This window comes from Acinetobacter bereziniae LMG 1003 = CIP 70.12 (assembly GCF_000368925.1).
In the GTDB taxonomy this organism is placed as follows: domain Bacteria; phylum Pseudomonadota; class Gammaproteobacteria; order Pseudomonadales; family Moraxellaceae; genus Acinetobacter; species Acinetobacter bereziniae.
Window position 1 is genome coordinate 760,380 of record NZ_KB849755.1, and the last position, 15,222, is coordinate 775,601.

Sequence of the window (15,222 nt, forward strand, 5' to 3'; positions counted from 1 at the left end):
TAGATTTTGCTTTTTCACGAGCCAATTTCACCCAATATTTCTATTGTAGCTGGGAGCATGGTTGCCACCGTTGGTCAAGGGTGATATGAATATCCCCTTTGATCAACGAAAGATTTTTGTTACTTTTCATCTCTAAAAAGTCAGGCATCGACTACGCAAATCAATCAAAACTTTTATCAAAATATGAGGCTATGAAAATGCCTTATTTATACGATACAAACTCTCAATAATGGTATGGATTGGTTTAACTTACTTTCGATGTTTGGTATGAGTTCAAGTTAAAACTGGCTAATCCCTGCAATACCATAAGCACCATACTGTTGTGCAATGCTTAAATCAGTAGGGCTTAACCCTCCCAATGCGAATACAGGTAAATCACTGCTTTTGGCATATTGCGCAAACTGTTCCCATCCCAAAGTATGTGCATCTGGGTGTGTTGCAGTTGGTAGAACAGGGCTAAGAATCACCGCATCGAATCCCAAGCTGTGCGCACGTTGTAAAGACACTAAATCATGACATGCTGCGATACAACGCACGCCTAAGGGCAATTGCCCCATTTGCAAATCCATCACCTGTTGTTGTTTATAATGCACAGCAGCCACAGCTTTCTGCAAAGATTCTGGCAATTGTGTCCAAATATCAACATTGATGATCAACCGTGACAGATCATGCAGGTTTAACTGCTGGACTTGTTCTACTGCTGATGTGAGTAATTCAGTGCGATAATAAAACAGTGGTTGTGCTGAAGCTTCATTCAGATTACTTTCATTCAACGCATTAGCATTCACTACACTTTGTTTGTTTCGACATAATTCGCTCAAATCCTCAGAAATTTTAATGTGATGATTCCAAAATAAACGCTGAATGATCGAATGATTGGCTTTAGGGAAATTCAGCCCTAAAAGTTGATCACGGCTGTACCATGTCCATGGTTTTTGAATATCTGCTAAATATTGCTCATTCACAGTGGCATGGAATAAGTGCAAAAATACTTCGACATCATCATATTCATGATGAATCACATCAAAAGCATGCCACTGCTGAATGCCAATCCCCACTTCTTCAAAAATTTCTCGACGACATGCTTCAACAGGTGTTTCCCCTGCTTCAATCTTCCCTCCTGGAAACTCATATTTATTGCCTTGATGTTGGTCAGCATTGCGCCATCCTACAAGGACTTTCCCTCGATACAGTAATAAAGCAATCGCCACATGAACACTGGGTTTAGACATAGAAATAGAGCCCTGAAGTTTTAATCAATTGTAAGCAAATATAGATTTTTTATAAATGATAAAAATTATCGTTGACAGATCTATTCGATAATGATTATCATTTAAATCACTTAGACAACACCCCACTCGGAGTCAGAATAATGAACGCACCATTTAGCCTATTTACACGTAACACCGAAGCTCACCAATCTCTTCCAATGTTACACTCAAACAACTTATTTGCATTAGGACGCGAAATTCGCATTATGCATGCTGGTGAAGAATATCGTTTACGCTTAACCCGTAATAATCGTCTAATTTTGACTAAATAACGATAAAAACAACTGATTTAAAACAAAAAACGTGGGAACAAGCAGTATGAATCAGCGCATACTGCTTTTTAAGTTTTGGCTGAACAATTTATAAAAGATTATAAAAGATCATGTAAATAGAGTTATTTGATACACAACTGGATGAGCAAATAATGTCATTCATCATTTCTCTATCACTACTCAATTTCATATCTAATATTGTTATGTCCAATATTGTTGTCGTTTCTTTCTGAATCTAAGGTAAATATAAGCGAATTTTTAAGCCACCGTATTTGGAAGCACTAAAATCAATTTTCCCCTGATGCAGATCGATTACAGTTTTACAAATGGATAAGCCTAGACCTGAACCTTGTGTTTGAGTTCCTAAAGCACGAAAGAAACGCTCCCCTAAACGAGCAATAACCTCTTCTGAAACTCCCTCACCATCATTTTGAATTTCAAATAATTTCCAACCTTCAAAATGACCAAGATCAATATAAATATTGCCCTGCTGAGGTGTGTATCGAATTGCATTATCAATTAAATTGCGGATGCAAATAAACATTAATTCTTCATTTACATCGACATTTGCATCTTCACTTTGAATATGAAGTTGGACTTGTTTCTCATCTATAAATGTCTCTAAGGCAGATAAAACACCATGAGTCATCTTTTCCAAACTGACCCAAGTTTTAGGTAAATCACTTTTATCTGTAGGATCTAATCTGGCGAGTAACAATAAATTTTCAAGTACTTGTGTACCTCGAAATACATCATTTTGGATTAGGCTTAACTGATGACGAATTTCAGGCACTTCAGCATATTTACGTTGCAGCAACTGTAACCGCATATGTATTGCTGATAATGGTGAACGCAGCTCATGTGATGCATCTGCGGTAAACCTTTGTTCTGCGACTAATGCCTGTTCCAGTCGAATAAACATCTGATTAAGCTGATTAACCATCGGTTGTAGTTCTTTAAATTCAGGTTGAGGCTGTTGAATCAAGCTTAAGTCATTTACATTTTTCTCAGCAATTTCTGTTGAAAGCGATTGAATTGATCTAAATTGTTTTTTGACTGAAAAATGTAAAATCAGCCATTGGATCGCCCATAAACTCAGTAAAATTAAAAAATAGCTGATTAAGCTTTGCGACAGGTCTTTAAAGCGCTCACTCAACGGTTGGATCACATAGACACTTAACCCTGAATCGGGATTTTTTGCATGATAGCTTCGCCAAAGTTGATGATTTGACCAAATAAAATCATAAGTACTGTCTTGATCAGTTATCTTGGCGTGACTGCTTATGTCTAACTTAAATTCTGGGGATTGTGTTAAAAGTTTATCTCCATTCATCAATTGATATTGAATATCAAATTCATCACTGAGCTCATCCAATTGAAAACCCGATGTAGTACTCAAATCTGAAATCAGCAGCATATCTGAAATTTCATCCATGATTTGATCTTGAACATCCATGTTGTGGTAAATAGACAATGCGATGAGTAATAGCAAAGCAAATAGACCCGCCACAATTGAACTCAACATGGATGTTTTAATCAATTTATGTTGTAGCGAGATGGCTTGGCTCATAGATACCCTATTGAAATCATTTAAAATAGATCAACACACTGCTTATTCTTGCGGTGTATTCATTCGATAACCTAATCCTCGTATGGTTTTTATCAAATGATTGCCAATCTTTTTTCGTAGCTGATAGATATAAACTTCAATCGCATTGCTTTCAATTTCATCCCCCCATGCATATAAAGAAGCTTCTAATTGTTCACGAGTCACAATATGTTCAGGCTTTTGCATCAGTTTATATAAAATTTGAAATTCTTTTGCTGTTAATGCAATGGCTTGTTGGTCTTGAAAAACTGTTTTTGCATGAGTGTCTAAAATCAAATTGGCATATTTGATTTCATGTAAATTTGTGGTTTGTGTTTGTCTAAGCTGAGCACGTATTCGTGCTGATAGTTCTTCAAGACTAAAAGGTTTGACCAGATAATCATTTGCACCTAAATCCAAACCTTGTACACGATCTTGAATAGTATCTCGTGCTGTTAGAAAAATTACTGGTGTGTCAGGATATTGCTTTTTTAATCGCTGCAAAATCTCATCTCCTGTCGCCTTTGGTAAACCTCGATCAAGCAAAATGCAATCATATTCATGCTGTTCTATGGCTAAAATGGCGTGATCACCTCGCTCAACCCAATCGACATTATATCCATCCATTTCCAACCAAGATTGGATACTTTCAGCTTGTGAGCGGTCATCTTCTGCAAGCAATATTCGCATTATCTACCCTCTTTCATCCATATCTAAAAATCATCACTATTGGGTTGATGGCAATATAATGACCACAAAGATGAGATGCCAATGCATCTCATCTTTGTCGCAAATTCAATTTTGAATCAAAAATAAGTGATTTTGAACGAAAGCATTAAAAATTCACTGCATCAACATCAATTTCGACTCGCTTGGTTGGCTTGTAGTCGATATCAACTTCACCGATTAAAGTAACTGTAGTATTTGGGGCAATCGGTTTACCTTGCCATAATTCATCATCAATATCGACCGTAATGGTTCCAGTGTTATCACGGAATTGATATTTTTCATCACCAATCGCTTTTACCACATTGCCACGTAACTGTACTTTTGTATCATCTTTTAAGGTTAATGCATGTTTCACAGTGGTTAAATTGGGTGTTAAAGCAGACTGATTCACTGCTGTATTTGCTGAAGCAAAAGAAGTTGCACCAATTAAGCTGATTGCAAGCAATGTTTTAGAAATTAGTTTCATCGTTGACCTCATCAATGTTGATCGTTTCAATAAAGCCATTAAAACAAATCAACATGAGGTGAATCTTAGGATGTCTTTATTTCCAATTTTTTGATGCAAAGCTAAAAATTAATTCAAAGGTACCACTCTTAACACTTCCTCTAAAGTCGTTACACCCTCTAAAACTTTACGCGCGCCTGCTATTCTTAAGGGTTCAATCCCTTCTTTCTTGGCTTGCATTCTAAGATCATCTAAGGTTGCATTGGCGCTGATACGCTGTTTTGCCTCTAAGCTGATCGGCATAAACTCATAAATACCAACACGACCTTTATACCCCGTTTGGCGACATTCTTCACAACCAACCGCTTTAAAAATAAAATCAGGTGTTTTGGTTTGATAACCAAAGGTTAAATGTTTCCATTCTTGCTCATTGATAAAGGTTTCTTGTTTACAATGTGGACAGAGCTTTCGCACCAAACGTTGAGCAAGCACGCCCAGAATTGTTGCGGCTGTTAAGAATGGCTGTATACCGAGATCATGCAAACGGGTCAAACTTGATGGTGCATCGTTGGTATGCAAAGTTGAAAGCACCAAATGACCAGTCAAAGCAGCTTGAATTGCCATATTTGCAGTGTCTTGGTCACGGATTTCCCCGACCATAATAATGTCTGGGTCTTGTCGCATCAACGCTCGAATACCATCTGCAAATCCTAATTCAATTCCTTGATTCACTTGCATCTGGTTAAAGCTTGGCTCCAACATTTCAATCGGGTCTTCAATGGTACAGACATTGACCTCTTCAGTAGCCAATTGCTTTAACGATGAATACAGTGTGGTTGTTTTACCCGAACCTGTGGGTCCAGTGACCAAAATAATCCCATGACTATGTTGGGTTAAACCCTGCCATTGTGACAATAGATGTTCATCAAATCCCAATTGTTGAAAACTACGCACCAAAACTTCTGGGTCAAAAATACGCATCACCAACTTTTCACCAAATGCAGTGGGTAATGTTGAGAGGCGTAATTCAGTTTCTTGTCCTTTCGGAGTACGAGTTTTTAGACGACCATCTTGTGGTTTTCGCTTTTCTGCAACATTCATCCGTCCTAAGATTTTAATTCGTGAAATAACTGCGGTTAAGGTATTGGCAGGCATGTTATAAATGGTATGTAAAACACCATCGATGCGAAAACGAATTTTACCCTTTTCCTTACGTGGTTCTAAATGAATATCACTGGCACCTTGTTCAAAGGCAAACTGTAAAACCCAATCTACCAATTTAACAATGTGTTGATCATTAGCATCCGGATTTTGCGTATCTCCCAATTGTAACAGTGCTTCTACGCCTTTATTTTCCTTATCATAAGCACTCGATTTTTGTGAATTACTCACAGCTCTGCTGACTTGGTAATACACAGTAAGATAACGTTGTAATTGTTCTGGATTTAACACCACTTTTTCAATTTTTTTAGGGCTAAGGCTGCGTTCTAAATTATGAACCCAATCGGTCATAAAAGGCTGTGCCGTACCAATCAAAATTCGATCTGCATGGACTTCTACAGCCAAAATTTTATTTCTCAATGCAAACTCTTGAGACATGACACTGGTCAAAGACGTAACATCTGCTTTTAACGGATCAATGGTAAATAAATTCAATTGGGCCTTTTCAGCCAACCATTCTGTCAATACAGTTAGTGTCAGTCTTTTTACTGAGTCTTGAGCATCAACTAATTTAAAATTTGCGATCCACTGTAAGGGATGCCATTTTAATTGATCACGTTGCCGATGCGTCGTCTGTACCAATAATTTTTCACGTTCAGTAATTCGACCGTCTTTTAATAATTGTTCTAAACACCAAGCTGTATCGATTTCGAAATTAAATTGCATTGTTATATCCCCAAAACACAGTTTACTATAACAAAATTAACTTTTGTATTTGCTGAATTTTTTCAATTGACCGGTATATTATAGATAAGCCAAAAATAAGCTTTTGATTTAGGAATACTTTACGCTACATTGAAATTAGACAATCTATTCATGGTTCTAGGGGGAGCGCTATGAATTTAATTCCAACAATGTCATTCGATTTCAATTCTTATCATGATTTATTTACGATTATTGCGGCTGCTTTAGGTTGCGGTTTATTGATCGGATTAGAACGTGAACGCAGCAAACAACGTGAAAATCAACGTAGTTTTGCAGGTTTAAGATCATTTGCGATTTGTTCAATCTTTGGCGCTGTATGCTTTTTATTTGGTCCCTATTTTGGCATCGTGGGAGCGTTAATCACAGGTGCAGTTGTAGCATACTCAATTAAAAATCAGACCGATGATCCTGGGGTTACGACTGAAATCGCCTTTATTCTGACCTACTTTATTGGTGGAATGTGTCTGTGGAATATACCATTTGCTGCGGGTTTATCTGTCATTTTGACAATCTTATTGATGACCAAACATTCTATGCATGGTATTGCAGGAAAATGGATCACCGAATCTGAATTTAGAGATGGAATCTTTCTGCTGGCATTACTACTGATTGCACTTCCTCTTACCCCGAATAAACCATTGTGGGGTTCAGTTCTTAATCCCTATGTAATTTTAAAGTTACTTACTTTAATTCTGGCTGTGCAAGCACTGGCACATATTGCCAAACGATTATTGTCCACAAAAAATGCTTTGCTTCTGTCTTCTCTAGCATCGGGCTTTGTATCCAGTACGGCAACGGTTGCCAGTTTAGGATTAGAAGTCCGTAACGGACGTGCTGATGCAAAAGCCAATGCTGGTGCTGCACTCATGTCATGTGTAGCGACACTATTGCAATTAATGATTATTGTTATTGGTGTAAGTATTTCTTGGTTTAAAGTGATTGTTTTACCCAGCCTCCTTGCAATCACCGTTTTGGTTATTTTTGCATTATGGCTCATGCGTAATACGCAACCGATCGAAGCGAACAAATCTACTGATAGCCGCATGTTTAGTCTTAAAGAGGCTGCGATTATTGCAGGGTCTTTAACCTTGATCCAAGCAGGTGTTTATGGCTTAAACTTGTTATTGGGTGATGCAGGGCTTATTGCAGGTACACTTCTTGCGTCACTTTTTGAAATTCATGGCGCATTAGCAACCATTGTCATTCAAGGTGAGCCTAGTAACGCTGTGTTATCGCTTGCATTCCTGTTAGGTTTAGCTGCACATGCAGTAGCGAAATCAATAAATGCTTTGATCAGTGGTGGTGGTCGCTATGCACTTGTTTTTGCTCCAATTCAAATTTTACACATGCTGATCTTTATTGTGATTTTTATTTGGGCTCTTCAAAATTCAACTGCTTTTATAAATCCCTTTTAAAATAATGATTCAACATCAATAACGCCCCTTTCTCTTTTCTCTTATAAAGTAAGTTATAACTTTAAATATCAATATAAATCATACATCATGGTCATGTTGATTCATCTAAAAACCTACACACTGAAATGATCGATTAAAAAAATGACACGACTAAAATTGATAAACGACCGATAAAATACTGGGCTTAAAATAAGTATTGAAAAAATAATAGGTTTCAATATCATGACAACGTGAACTTTTATACACATAAATTTTTAATATCTTATAATTTGGAATAATACATGAAAATTAAATTACTTTCTTTTGCCATTATTTCTTCATTATTTTTGACTGCATGTGGAGGAGATTCAGATGCTGGGGATTATATCAGCAACAATGATTCGGAGTGGTTTAGCTATGAAACTGGCGGTTCGCTTGACGATGCTTATCTGTTTAACAAAGTAAAATTTAGCTTTAGAAATAAACAAATGTATATCGATGGTGAATATAAGGTAGATGGCTCAACCCAGTTCACTGCATCCGATCTTTTAAGCCAATATTTAGCATCTGATGGATTGTATGATGCAACTAAGAGTAAAACGGATTTGGGCTATCAAAATGCCACGCTTAAATCGAAATCAGCAAATGTTTGGACATTTACACCCTATTCAACACGTAACTACAAGCAATTGGAATTAACTGAAAAATTTGAAACTGTTAATCTAACGGGTAAATTAATTAGCCCATATATCAATGGTTTTGATCATTTTGCTGGTTCAAACAGTGCATTAAGCGATGCAATGGGACCATATCCTGCTTATTACGTCAAAAAGCTACAAGGCAAAACTTTTCCAACAGGTTCAACGTGTTTAAGATCAATATCTTCTTCAACCAATACTACTTTTGCTGATCTTTATTCTAATGATCCTATCATAGGTTATAACCCGTCAAAATATTTTCAAAATGGTTATATTCAAGCGAAACTGGGCAATTTTAGCTTAGATTTATCTCGTGATATTCAACCGAACAGACATATCGCTGCTGTCGCTAAAATTGGCTCAGACTATTATCAAGCCGCTTATTATACTGTTGGTGACTATGAAGTCCTGACAGATAAAATTCAGCAGTATGAGCAAGATTATCAAGATGCTGTGAACCAGTTTGGGAAATACAGTATCAATGCTCAAATACAACAAGCTTATCTCAATGGTTTAAAATCTGAATGTACTTTGTTTAATACTACAGCAAGCCAAGCAATTGATGCTGTAAAATAAAACAAAGTTGTAAAAGAATAGTCCTGATTAAACAATGATTTCGTCAGGGCTTAATTTTTACTTAATTTAAAAAATCGAAACGTCTTATCATTAATTAACGATATTTTCCAAAAACTTTCCAGACTTGATTATCCGCCAAAGGATCGGCATAGCTGTCATTGCGTTGTTTACGTGGTTTTTCACGGGCATCAACCAACTCAAAATTTTTCTCAGTACCAAGCACCAACCCATTCACATAAAATCGAGTTCTGGTGTATTCGCTTTGCCCATGTTGAAAAATATAAGTACGCAAATCAATAAACTCACGATGCGCAACTAAGGCAGCCGTATCATCACTGTCCAGCCATTGGGTCATTTTACTGATTTGACTTGGCTCAAATTGCCCGCATTTTTCAATCAAAGCAGCAATACCACGAAAGGTTTTAGACTCTTTAGCACGAGTTTTATTGATACGAATTCGATCCACATGAAAGAAGAACAGGGGTAAGTTTAAATGACTCGGTAAATGAATCGCATCTAAAATCTCATCTTCCATAAAGGGTTGATAGAGTGCCTGTGCCCGTTCAATCAATCCAAGCCATTGTTTATAGTAATGCTCTACTTGTGTTTGTGGTGCATAATAAATTGGTAATCCTTCAACATGTGCAAGCTCCGTCGGCGGCCAAATATTTTGGCGTAATAATGCAATATCACTTTTTAAACTTTGTACAGCAATCGCATCTTGCATGACCTACTCCTGAAGTATTTATTATGCTTAGGCTATTTTGAGTATGCTATAGTTATCGCAATGAAACAAGCTTGTGAATAGGAAAGCTTATGTCTGAAAATAATGATTTTTTTGAAGAAACTGAACAAGTTGACTCAGATGAAAGTTTTTACGAACGTGCTGATGAGTTTATAGCACTTGCCAATCAATTCGCTGATGCTGATCATCAAGTCTCTCATCTCAGCGCAAATCCAGGCAGTGTCAGTGCCTCTTTTATGTATGCTAATGCTCGCTATAGTGTTTGGCATGCAGCTTGCTCTTATCAAAATGCACCAGACTTTAAAGCTGATCGACAAGTGATCCTAGACTATTACACCGAACAATTTAAATTGATGCTTGAAGACCATCTTGACGAGTATCAGGAAAATTTCGAAAGTTATTTTCCCCAATCTGATACGGATGAAGTAAAGCGTTTCGTTTGAACACTGGATTGCCTATAATAGCTCACCAATGAAATACCTAATGTGGAAAAACCATGTCTCAAAAAATCAACGCGACTGATATCACTGAAGAAGAAGCTTTAAATGCTGTTTTTTTTGAGCGTGCAGATGAGTTTATCAAACAAGCCAATGAATTCTGTCGCCCAGTCAAGGGAAAACAAGCAAAGCCTGAAGAGCTTCGTGGTCAAGTCAGTGCTGCGATGTTGTTTGCGACTGCTCGTTTTAACACTTGGGTTGCTGCCAATAATTTCAAAGATGGCAATGAAATGCGTGATGCAAAAGAACAAGTTATGTCTTATGTATTACAGCAATTTCAAATGATGCTTGAAGACAATTATGATGAATATTGTGAGCAATTTGAAAACTATCTGCGTTTCCGAAAAGATGAAAATTTTCATACGCACAAACATGATCACGATGGGCATGATCATCAGCATTGATGGTTTTAGTTGATCACTTGTTTCAGAAAAATATGACGCTAGCCTCTGTATATTAGAGGCTAAATCCTTCTTCTTGATAAAATTAATACGTCAAAATCGCTAATCATCTATATTTCTAATGCAATATTTACGAACAAATAATATTCATGTTTTATAAAAATATTGTATGGTATGTGCATAATAAATAACAATTTGGACGTTATATGCATACACTTAATTTTCCACTCATTGATCCACATATTCATCAGTGGGATCCGTATAGCACGCCTCATGCAGCTGCTTTTGCTGTGAAGCTTTTAGGTCAGCGCCCTTTTCTGTTAGATAAAATGGTTCGTTTGGTTAAACCCAAAGATTTGATTGAGACTGTTGGGTTGACCGAGCATATTACACGCCCTTATTTGCCACAGGATTATAAAAATGATCTACAGCACTATGCCGTTGAACAGGTTGTTCATATCGAAGCAAGTTGGGCAAAACATAAAGGTAAAGGTGTAGTTGGTGAAACAGAATTTATTGAGTCCTTACCATTTAATGAAGATACAGTGAAACTGGGTGGTATTGTTGCTACCGCTGACCCTTGTGATAGCAATTTTAAGAAAATTTTAAAACTGCATCAAAAAGCATCTAAACGATTACGTGGTATACGGCGTATGGCTGCCTTCCATGAAGATAAAGGTGTGCATAATTGGACAGACACACCACACTTGTATACCCAAAAGAAATTTTTAAAAGGCTTTGAACAACTGGCTCAACATAACCTTAGTTTTGATGCGTGGGTATATTCTCAGCAAATTGCAGATGTGATTGAACTTGCAAAAATTTTTCCTGAAACCTCCATCGTTTTAGATCATTTGGGAACACCAGCAGGATTATTTGGCAAGGTGGGTCAAAATACCGGATTGTCTAAAACAGCACGGGAAAACATCTTTTATCAATGGCAGGAAGATATTGCAGAATTATCTACTCTTCCAAATGTCTATACAAAAATGTCGGGGCTATTTATGCCTGTCCTCGGGCATCAATTTTATAAAAACAAACAATTGGCATCGAAACAGCAAATTATTGATCTTGTTGCCCCACTTATTCTGCATGCTTTAGAAAGTTTTGGGACATATCGAGTCATGTTTGCTTCCAACTTTCCAATGGATCGAGTGAATACCAGCCTCGTCAATATCATTGATGCTTTTAGTGATATTGTGATGCAATATGATGAAAATGCACTTGAAAAAGTCTTTCATCATAATGCTAAACAATTCTATCGTTTATGATTGAACAAGATTAAAGTGGTATTTCCAAATGCCACTTTAATCTCATCATTCACTCAAGCATCAAGTTTCAATCAAATTGTGCAAGAAAGGCTTGAATGGCATGTCGAGCAATTTCAGCATCTTCAAATGATTTTACTCCTGATATACCTACCGCACCCACTACATGATCTTGATATAAAATCGGTTCTCCGCCCTCGAGCATGCCTAAACCTGCATTCATGGATAAAAATCCGAATTGACCATTTTTGATCATGTTTTCATAAGCGCTAGAAGGTCTACGACTCAGTGCTGAGCATTTGGCTTTTTCTTGACAAAAATTTGCTGACATTGCCGATGCACCATCCATGCGCTTCATTGCCAATAAATTTCCAGTTTCATCGACAATAGCTATACTGACATTGAACTGATGTTCTACAGCGTATTGTTGTGCTTTGTTCAATAAAAATTCTGCATCAGATAGCGTTAAATAATGTTTAGTTTGCATATTTTCGTCCATAATTATCGTATTTAAAATTTAAAAAAACCCATAGTACAAAGGCTATGGGCTTTTATTCTAAATGAAGCTTTACGAAAAATGACTGCTCATTCTGCTCATTTATTACCGCAATCTACATGGGGTAAAATTGAGTTATCGCTTCATTTCAGCAAAGGTTTCTTTGGCAGCTTGAAGGGTAAAAGCAATATCCTCATCACTATGTGCAGCAGAGATAAATCCAGCTTCAAATGCCGAAGGTGCAAGATTTACACCTCGGTTTAACATACCGTGGAAAAATTTACGGAAAGCATCAATATCACATTTCAAAATATGATCAAAACTGGTAATTTCTGTTTGATCTGTAAAGTAAATTCCAAATAATCCCCCTGCTTGTTGGGTAAAGAATGGAATTCCTGCTTCATCAGCAGCAGCTTGCAAGCCTTGCAGTAATTTATCTAGTTTTGCTGTTAAATCCGTATAGAAGTTGGCTTGGCGAAGTGTTTCAAACATTTTTACGCCCGCGCGCATTGCCAATGGATTACCCGACAAAGTACCTGCTTGATAAACACCACCTAAAGGTGCAATACATTCCATAATTTCACGTTTACCACCAAATGCACCTACAGGTAAACCAGCACCAATAATTTTACCCAAAGTGGTTAAGTCTGGTTTTACATTGTAATACGCCTGAGCACCACCAAGCGCAACACGGAAACCCGTCATGACTTCATCAATGATAAATACAGATTGATATTGATCACATTGTTCGCGGATAGTTTCTAAAAAGCCTTTTACGGGCTTAACCAGATTCATATTCCCTGCTACAGGTTCAACAATTACACCTGCGATTTCATGACCATACTTCGCAAAACACGCTTTAACTGCCTCAATATCGTTATATGGCAAAGTGACAGTATGCTTGGCAAAGTCCGCAGGTACTCCTTTTGAGGTTGGTTCACCCATGGTCAACATCCCCGAACCTGCTTTTACCAAGAGCGAGTCTGAATGTCCGTGATAGCAACCTTCAAATTTAACAATCATGTCACGTCCAGTATAGCCACGTGCTAATCGAATAGCGGTCATGGTCGCTTCTGTACCAGAATTGGTCATACGAACTAATTCAATGGATGGCATGATTTCACAAATTAAATCTGCAAGTGTAGTTTCATGAACAGTGGGTGCACCAAAACTTAAACCATCAACTGCTGCTTCTTGGACAGCTTGGATAATATCAGGATGTGCATGCCCCAAAATCATCGGACCCCAAGAACCAACGTAATCTACATAACGCTTACCATCGACATCATACAAATAAGCCCCTTTGGCCTTTTCGATGAATATTGGCGTACCACCGACGCCATTAAACGCACGTACGGGAGAGTTCACGCCCCCCGGAATATGTTTACTGGCTTGTTTAAACAATTGTTCTTGCTTGGCAGATAACGTCATGAGATTACTCGACTAAAAAACAAATTACAAAGATAAGCTTAGGCTTTGTGAGCAGTAAATAAATCTGCCCATTCTTGGGTACGTACAGTGACACCAGATAAAGTGCGTCCTAATATATCACTAATTACAGCACAAAGGTCGGCGCCGGCTTCGATCACAGGTGCTGAATTTTCAACAGTCAAACCACCAATCGCACAGATTGGTACATCAAATTTAGCTTTGGCTTGTTTTAAGGTATCGAGACCAATATTTCCAGCTTCTGGTTTAGTATTTGTCGCGTAGATTGCCCCAAAAGCAACATAGTTTGCACCATCTGCAATTGCTTGTTCGGCAAGTTCGATCGAATTGTTACAGCTTCGCCCTACGAGGACCCCTTTCGGTAAACGAGCTACCGCTTCAACGATTGAACCATCACCTTGACCTAAGTGTACACCCACACCATATTTAATCGCAGCGTCTAAATCGTCATTTATCACAAAAGGTACTTTGTATTGTGCGCACATGGATTTCATGTACTCAATTTCATAGTCCTGATCTTGTTTTGGCACTTTCTTGCGACGATATTGCAGAACAGCAACCTCATAGGTTGCCATTGCACCTTCTAATTTTGCTAATAAAAGTTCAATTGGATCATCATTGGTGATGAGATAAAGACCGCGCATGAGTTACTCGATTCATAATACACTTTTCAATTTGTACTTTAATGAATAATAAGATCAGAAGCTATACTGATGTTTTACAAGTGTTTATGTTTTTTGAAACAATTAACCGAATAAGCTGAATACAACAGCCTAAAATAACATTGCCATTTCTTTTTTAGTTTAGCTGGCTTGTGCTGGCTATTCTTCGATGAAATGCTCAGATCAATGTTATGTCACTGTTTCAGGTCAGTTTACACATCATAGATCTGAGTTTATTGTATGTTTAATCTACGCTAAAGTTTTTGAATCTAACAAAATCTATATTGGCACTCTTATGAAAGTAAGCTCAAGAAGTGACATGAATCAACTGTCAATTTTATCCAAACGGCGATCCTTCAAACTTAGATTGCCTCGTAAAATATCGGAGAGCATACGCCAATCTGAAATAAAGCTATATAAAGGTTGCTTAAAGCTGGCAGGCTTATTTTTTTCGAAAACGAAATGTCCCACCCAAGCACAGGCATAACCTGAAACTAATCCATATAGCACGTATTTGGCTTTACGTTGGCGAATTGCTTGAGTGAAGAAATAAATACCAATGCTACTTCCCGCTGCATGTAAACGGCGACTCATAATGTTGCGGTGTTCTGTTAGATAAAAACGATAAAACTCCGAATAGTTTTTAATTGGAAGTTCAAATTTAGGGTATTGCTCTAATTCCGATTTAGGCTCTACTTGGGCATTCATGTTCAATCATCCTGTTTTATTTTTAGTCAGCTTAGTTTATTTTATGCTGCATTAAAAGCCAAATTAAATATAGTGTGTTAATTGTGCATTCTTGTGG

The 15,222-nt window shown here is 37.4% G+C and carries 16 protein-coding genes; 6 read left to right on the top strand and 10 right to left on the bottom strand.

All coding sequences use genetic code 11. The annotated features are described in order from the left end of the window. Window positions 1–278: 278 nt before the first annotated feature. Window positions 279–1,232 carry an NUDIX domain-containing protein gene (locus tag F938_RS05355; protein WP_005030064.1) on the bottom strand — a complete coding sequence of 318 codons (954 nt, stop codon included), beginning with the start codon at window positions 1,230–1,232 and terminating at the stop codon, window positions 279–281. 140 nt (window positions 1,233–1,372) lie between these two features. Here F938_RS05355 and hemP point away from each other — a divergent pair, with 140 nt between their 5' ends. Then, entirely contained in the window at window positions 1,373–1,543 is a 171-nt protein-coding gene (hemP, locus tag F938_RS05360; protein ID WP_004721884.1) for a hemin uptake protein HemP, read from the top strand. Between the two features lie 235 nt (window positions 1,544–1,778). On the opposite strand, the gene F938_RS05365 is transcribed toward hemP, so the two are convergent. From F938_RS05365 to F938_RS05380, 4 genes are all read right to left on the bottom strand, one after another. Then, a complete protein-coding gene (locus F938_RS05365) occupies window positions 1,779–3,113 on the bottom strand; it encodes a sensor histidine kinase (protein WP_005030066.1) in 1,335 nt (444 codons plus the stop codon). A gap of 42 nt (window positions 3,114–3,155) precedes the next feature. Then, entirely contained in the window at window positions 3,156–3,821 is a 666-nt protein-coding gene (locus F938_RS05370) for a response regulator transcription factor (RefSeq protein ID WP_005030067.1), read from the bottom strand. Window positions 3,822–3,966: 145 nt separating this feature from the next. Further along, window positions 3,967–4,326 carry a NirD/YgiW/YdeI family stress tolerance protein gene (locus F938_RS05375; RefSeq protein WP_005030069.1) on the bottom strand — a complete coding sequence of 120 codons (360 nt, stop codon included), beginning with the start codon at window positions 4,324–4,326 and terminating at the stop codon, window positions 3,967–3,969. 108 nt (window positions 4,327–4,434) lie between these two features. Further along, entirely contained in the window at window positions 4,435–6,192 is a 1,758-nt protein-coding gene (locus F938_RS05380; protein WP_005030071.1) for a type IV pilus assembly ATPase TfpB, read from the bottom strand. A 170-nt stretch (window positions 6,193–6,362) separates the two neighbouring features. Between F938_RS05380 and F938_RS05385 the strand changes: the two genes are divergently transcribed. Together F938_RS05385 and F938_RS05390 are read left to right on the top strand one after the other, a co-directional pair. Next, entirely contained in the window at window positions 6,363–7,646 is a 1,284-nt protein-coding gene (locus F938_RS05385) for an MgtC/SapB family protein (protein ID WP_005030073.1), read from the top strand. 281 nt (window positions 7,647–7,927) lie between these two features. Continuing rightward, window positions 7,928–8,899: a hypothetical protein gene (locus F938_RS05390; RefSeq protein ID WP_005030076.1), complete on the top strand. Its 972-nt coding sequence runs from the start codon at window positions 7,928–7,930 to the stop codon at window positions 8,897–8,899. 94 nt (window positions 8,900–8,993) lie between these two features. Here F938_RS05390 and F938_RS05395 read toward each other — a convergent pair whose 3' ends face one another. After that, window positions 8,994–9,626, bottom strand: a complete 633-nt coding sequence (locus F938_RS05395; protein ID WP_005030078.1) for a hypothetical protein — start codon at window positions 9,624–9,626, stop codon at window positions 8,994–8,996. 89 nt (window positions 9,627–9,715) lie between these two features. Here F938_RS05395 and F938_RS05400 point away from each other — a divergent pair, with 89 nt between their 5' ends. The 3 genes from F938_RS05400 (at window position 9,716) to F938_RS05410 (ending at window position 11,813) form a co-directional block, all read left to right on the top strand. After that, window positions 9,716–10,087 (top strand): DUF3144 domain-containing protein, encoded by a 372-nt coding sequence (locus tag F938_RS05400; RefSeq protein WP_004831535.1) that lies wholly within the window; start codon window positions 9,716–9,718, stop codon window positions 10,085–10,087. A 53-nt stretch (window positions 10,088–10,140) separates the two neighbouring features. After that, window positions 10,141–10,545 carry a DUF3144 domain-containing protein gene (locus tag F938_RS05405; protein WP_005030080.1) on the top strand — a complete coding sequence of 135 codons (405 nt, stop codon included), beginning with the start codon at window positions 10,141–10,143 and terminating at the stop codon, window positions 10,543–10,545. Between the two features lie 203 nt (window positions 10,546–10,748). Next, window positions 10,749–11,813 carry an amidohydrolase family protein gene (locus F938_RS05410; RefSeq protein ID WP_005030082.1) on the top strand — a complete coding sequence of 355 codons (1,065 nt, stop codon included), beginning with the start codon at window positions 10,749–10,751 and terminating at the stop codon, window positions 11,811–11,813. Window positions 11,814–11,880: 67 nt separating this feature from the next. Here F938_RS05410 and F938_RS05415 read toward each other — a convergent pair whose 3' ends face one another. The 4 genes from F938_RS05415 to F938_RS05430 form a co-directional block, all read right to left on the bottom strand. Continuing rightward, complete coding sequence (locus F938_RS05415) at window positions 11,881–12,297, bottom strand: GlcG/HbpS family heme-binding protein (RefSeq protein WP_005030085.1); 417 nt, start codon at window positions 12,295–12,297, stop codon at window positions 11,881–11,883. Window positions 12,298–12,441: 144 nt separating this feature from the next. Then, window positions 12,442–13,737, bottom strand: coding sequence for a glutamate-1-semialdehyde 2,1-aminomutase (gene hemL, locus F938_RS05420; protein WP_005030087.1), 1,296 nt, complete (start codon window positions 13,735–13,737; stop codon window positions 12,442–12,444). Between the two features lie 38 nt (window positions 13,738–13,775). Next, entirely contained in the window at window positions 13,776–14,399 is a 624-nt protein-coding gene (thiE, locus tag F938_RS05425; RefSeq protein WP_005030089.1) for a thiamine phosphate synthase, read from the bottom strand. Window positions 14,400–14,741: 342 nt separating this feature from the next. Then, a complete protein-coding gene (locus tag F938_RS05430; protein ID WP_004831545.1) occupies window positions 14,742–15,125 on the bottom strand; it encodes an Mpo1-like protein in 384 nt (127 codons plus the stop codon). Window positions 15,126–15,222: the final 97 nt, after the last annotated feature.

Excerpts from the sequence above, each read along its gene's own strand:
- hemP (WP_004721884.1), top strand. The coding sequence starts at position 1,373 with ATGAACGCACCATTTAGCCTATTTACACGTAACACCGAAGCTCACCAA.
- F938_RS05405 (WP_005030080.1), top strand. The coding sequence starts at position 10,141 with ATGTCTCAAAAAATCAACGCGACTGATATCACTGAAGAAGAAGCTTTA.
- F938_RS05390 (WP_005030076.1), top strand. The coding sequence starts at position 7,928 with ATGAAAATTAAATTACTTTCTTTTGCCATTATTTCTTCATTATTTTTG.
- thiE (WP_005030089.1), bottom strand. The coding sequence starts at position 14,399 with ATGCGCGGTCTTTATCTCATCACCAATGATGATCCAATTGAACTTTTA.
- F938_RS05380 (WP_005030071.1), bottom strand. The coding sequence starts at position 6,192 with ATGCAATTTAATTTCGAAATCGATACAGCTTGGTGTTTAGAACAATTA.
- F938_RS05355 (WP_005030064.1), bottom strand. The coding sequence starts at position 1,232 with ATGTCTAAACCCAGTGTTCATGTGGCGATTGCTTTATTACTGTATCGA.
- F938_RS05385 (WP_005030073.1), top strand. The coding sequence starts at position 6,363 with ATGAATTTAATTCCAACAATGTCATTCGATTTCAATTCTTATCATGAT.
- F938_RS05375 (WP_005030069.1), bottom strand. The coding sequence starts at position 4,326 with ATGAAACTAATTTCTAAAACATTGCTTGCAATCAGCTTAATTGGTGCA.
- F938_RS05370 (WP_005030067.1), bottom strand. The coding sequence starts at position 3,821 with ATGCGAATATTGCTTGCAGAAGATGACCGCTCACAAGCTGAAAGTATC.
- F938_RS05365 (WP_005030066.1), bottom strand. The coding sequence starts at position 3,113 with ATGAGCCAAGCCATCTCGCTACAACATAAATTGATTAAAACATCCATG.
- F938_RS05395 (WP_005030078.1), bottom strand. The coding sequence starts at position 9,626 with ATGCAAGATGCGATTGCTGTACAAAGTTTAAAAAGTGATATTGCATTA.
- F938_RS05400 (WP_004831535.1), top strand. The coding sequence starts at position 9,716 with ATGTCTGAAAATAATGATTTTTTTGAAGAAACTGAACAAGTTGACTCA.
- F938_RS05410 (WP_005030082.1), top strand. The coding sequence starts at position 10,749 with ATGCATACACTTAATTTTCCACTCATTGATCCACATATTCATCAGTGG.
- hemL (WP_005030087.1), bottom strand. The coding sequence starts at position 13,737 with ATGACGTTATCTGCCAAGCAAGAACAATTGTTTAAACAAGCCAGTAAA.
- F938_RS05415 (WP_005030085.1), bottom strand. The coding sequence starts at position 12,297 with ATGCAAACTAAACATTATTTAACGCTATCTGATGCAGAATTTTTATTG.
- F938_RS05430 (WP_004831545.1), bottom strand. The coding sequence starts at position 15,125 with ATGAATGCCCAAGTAGAGCCTAAATCGGAATTAGAGCAATACCCTAAA.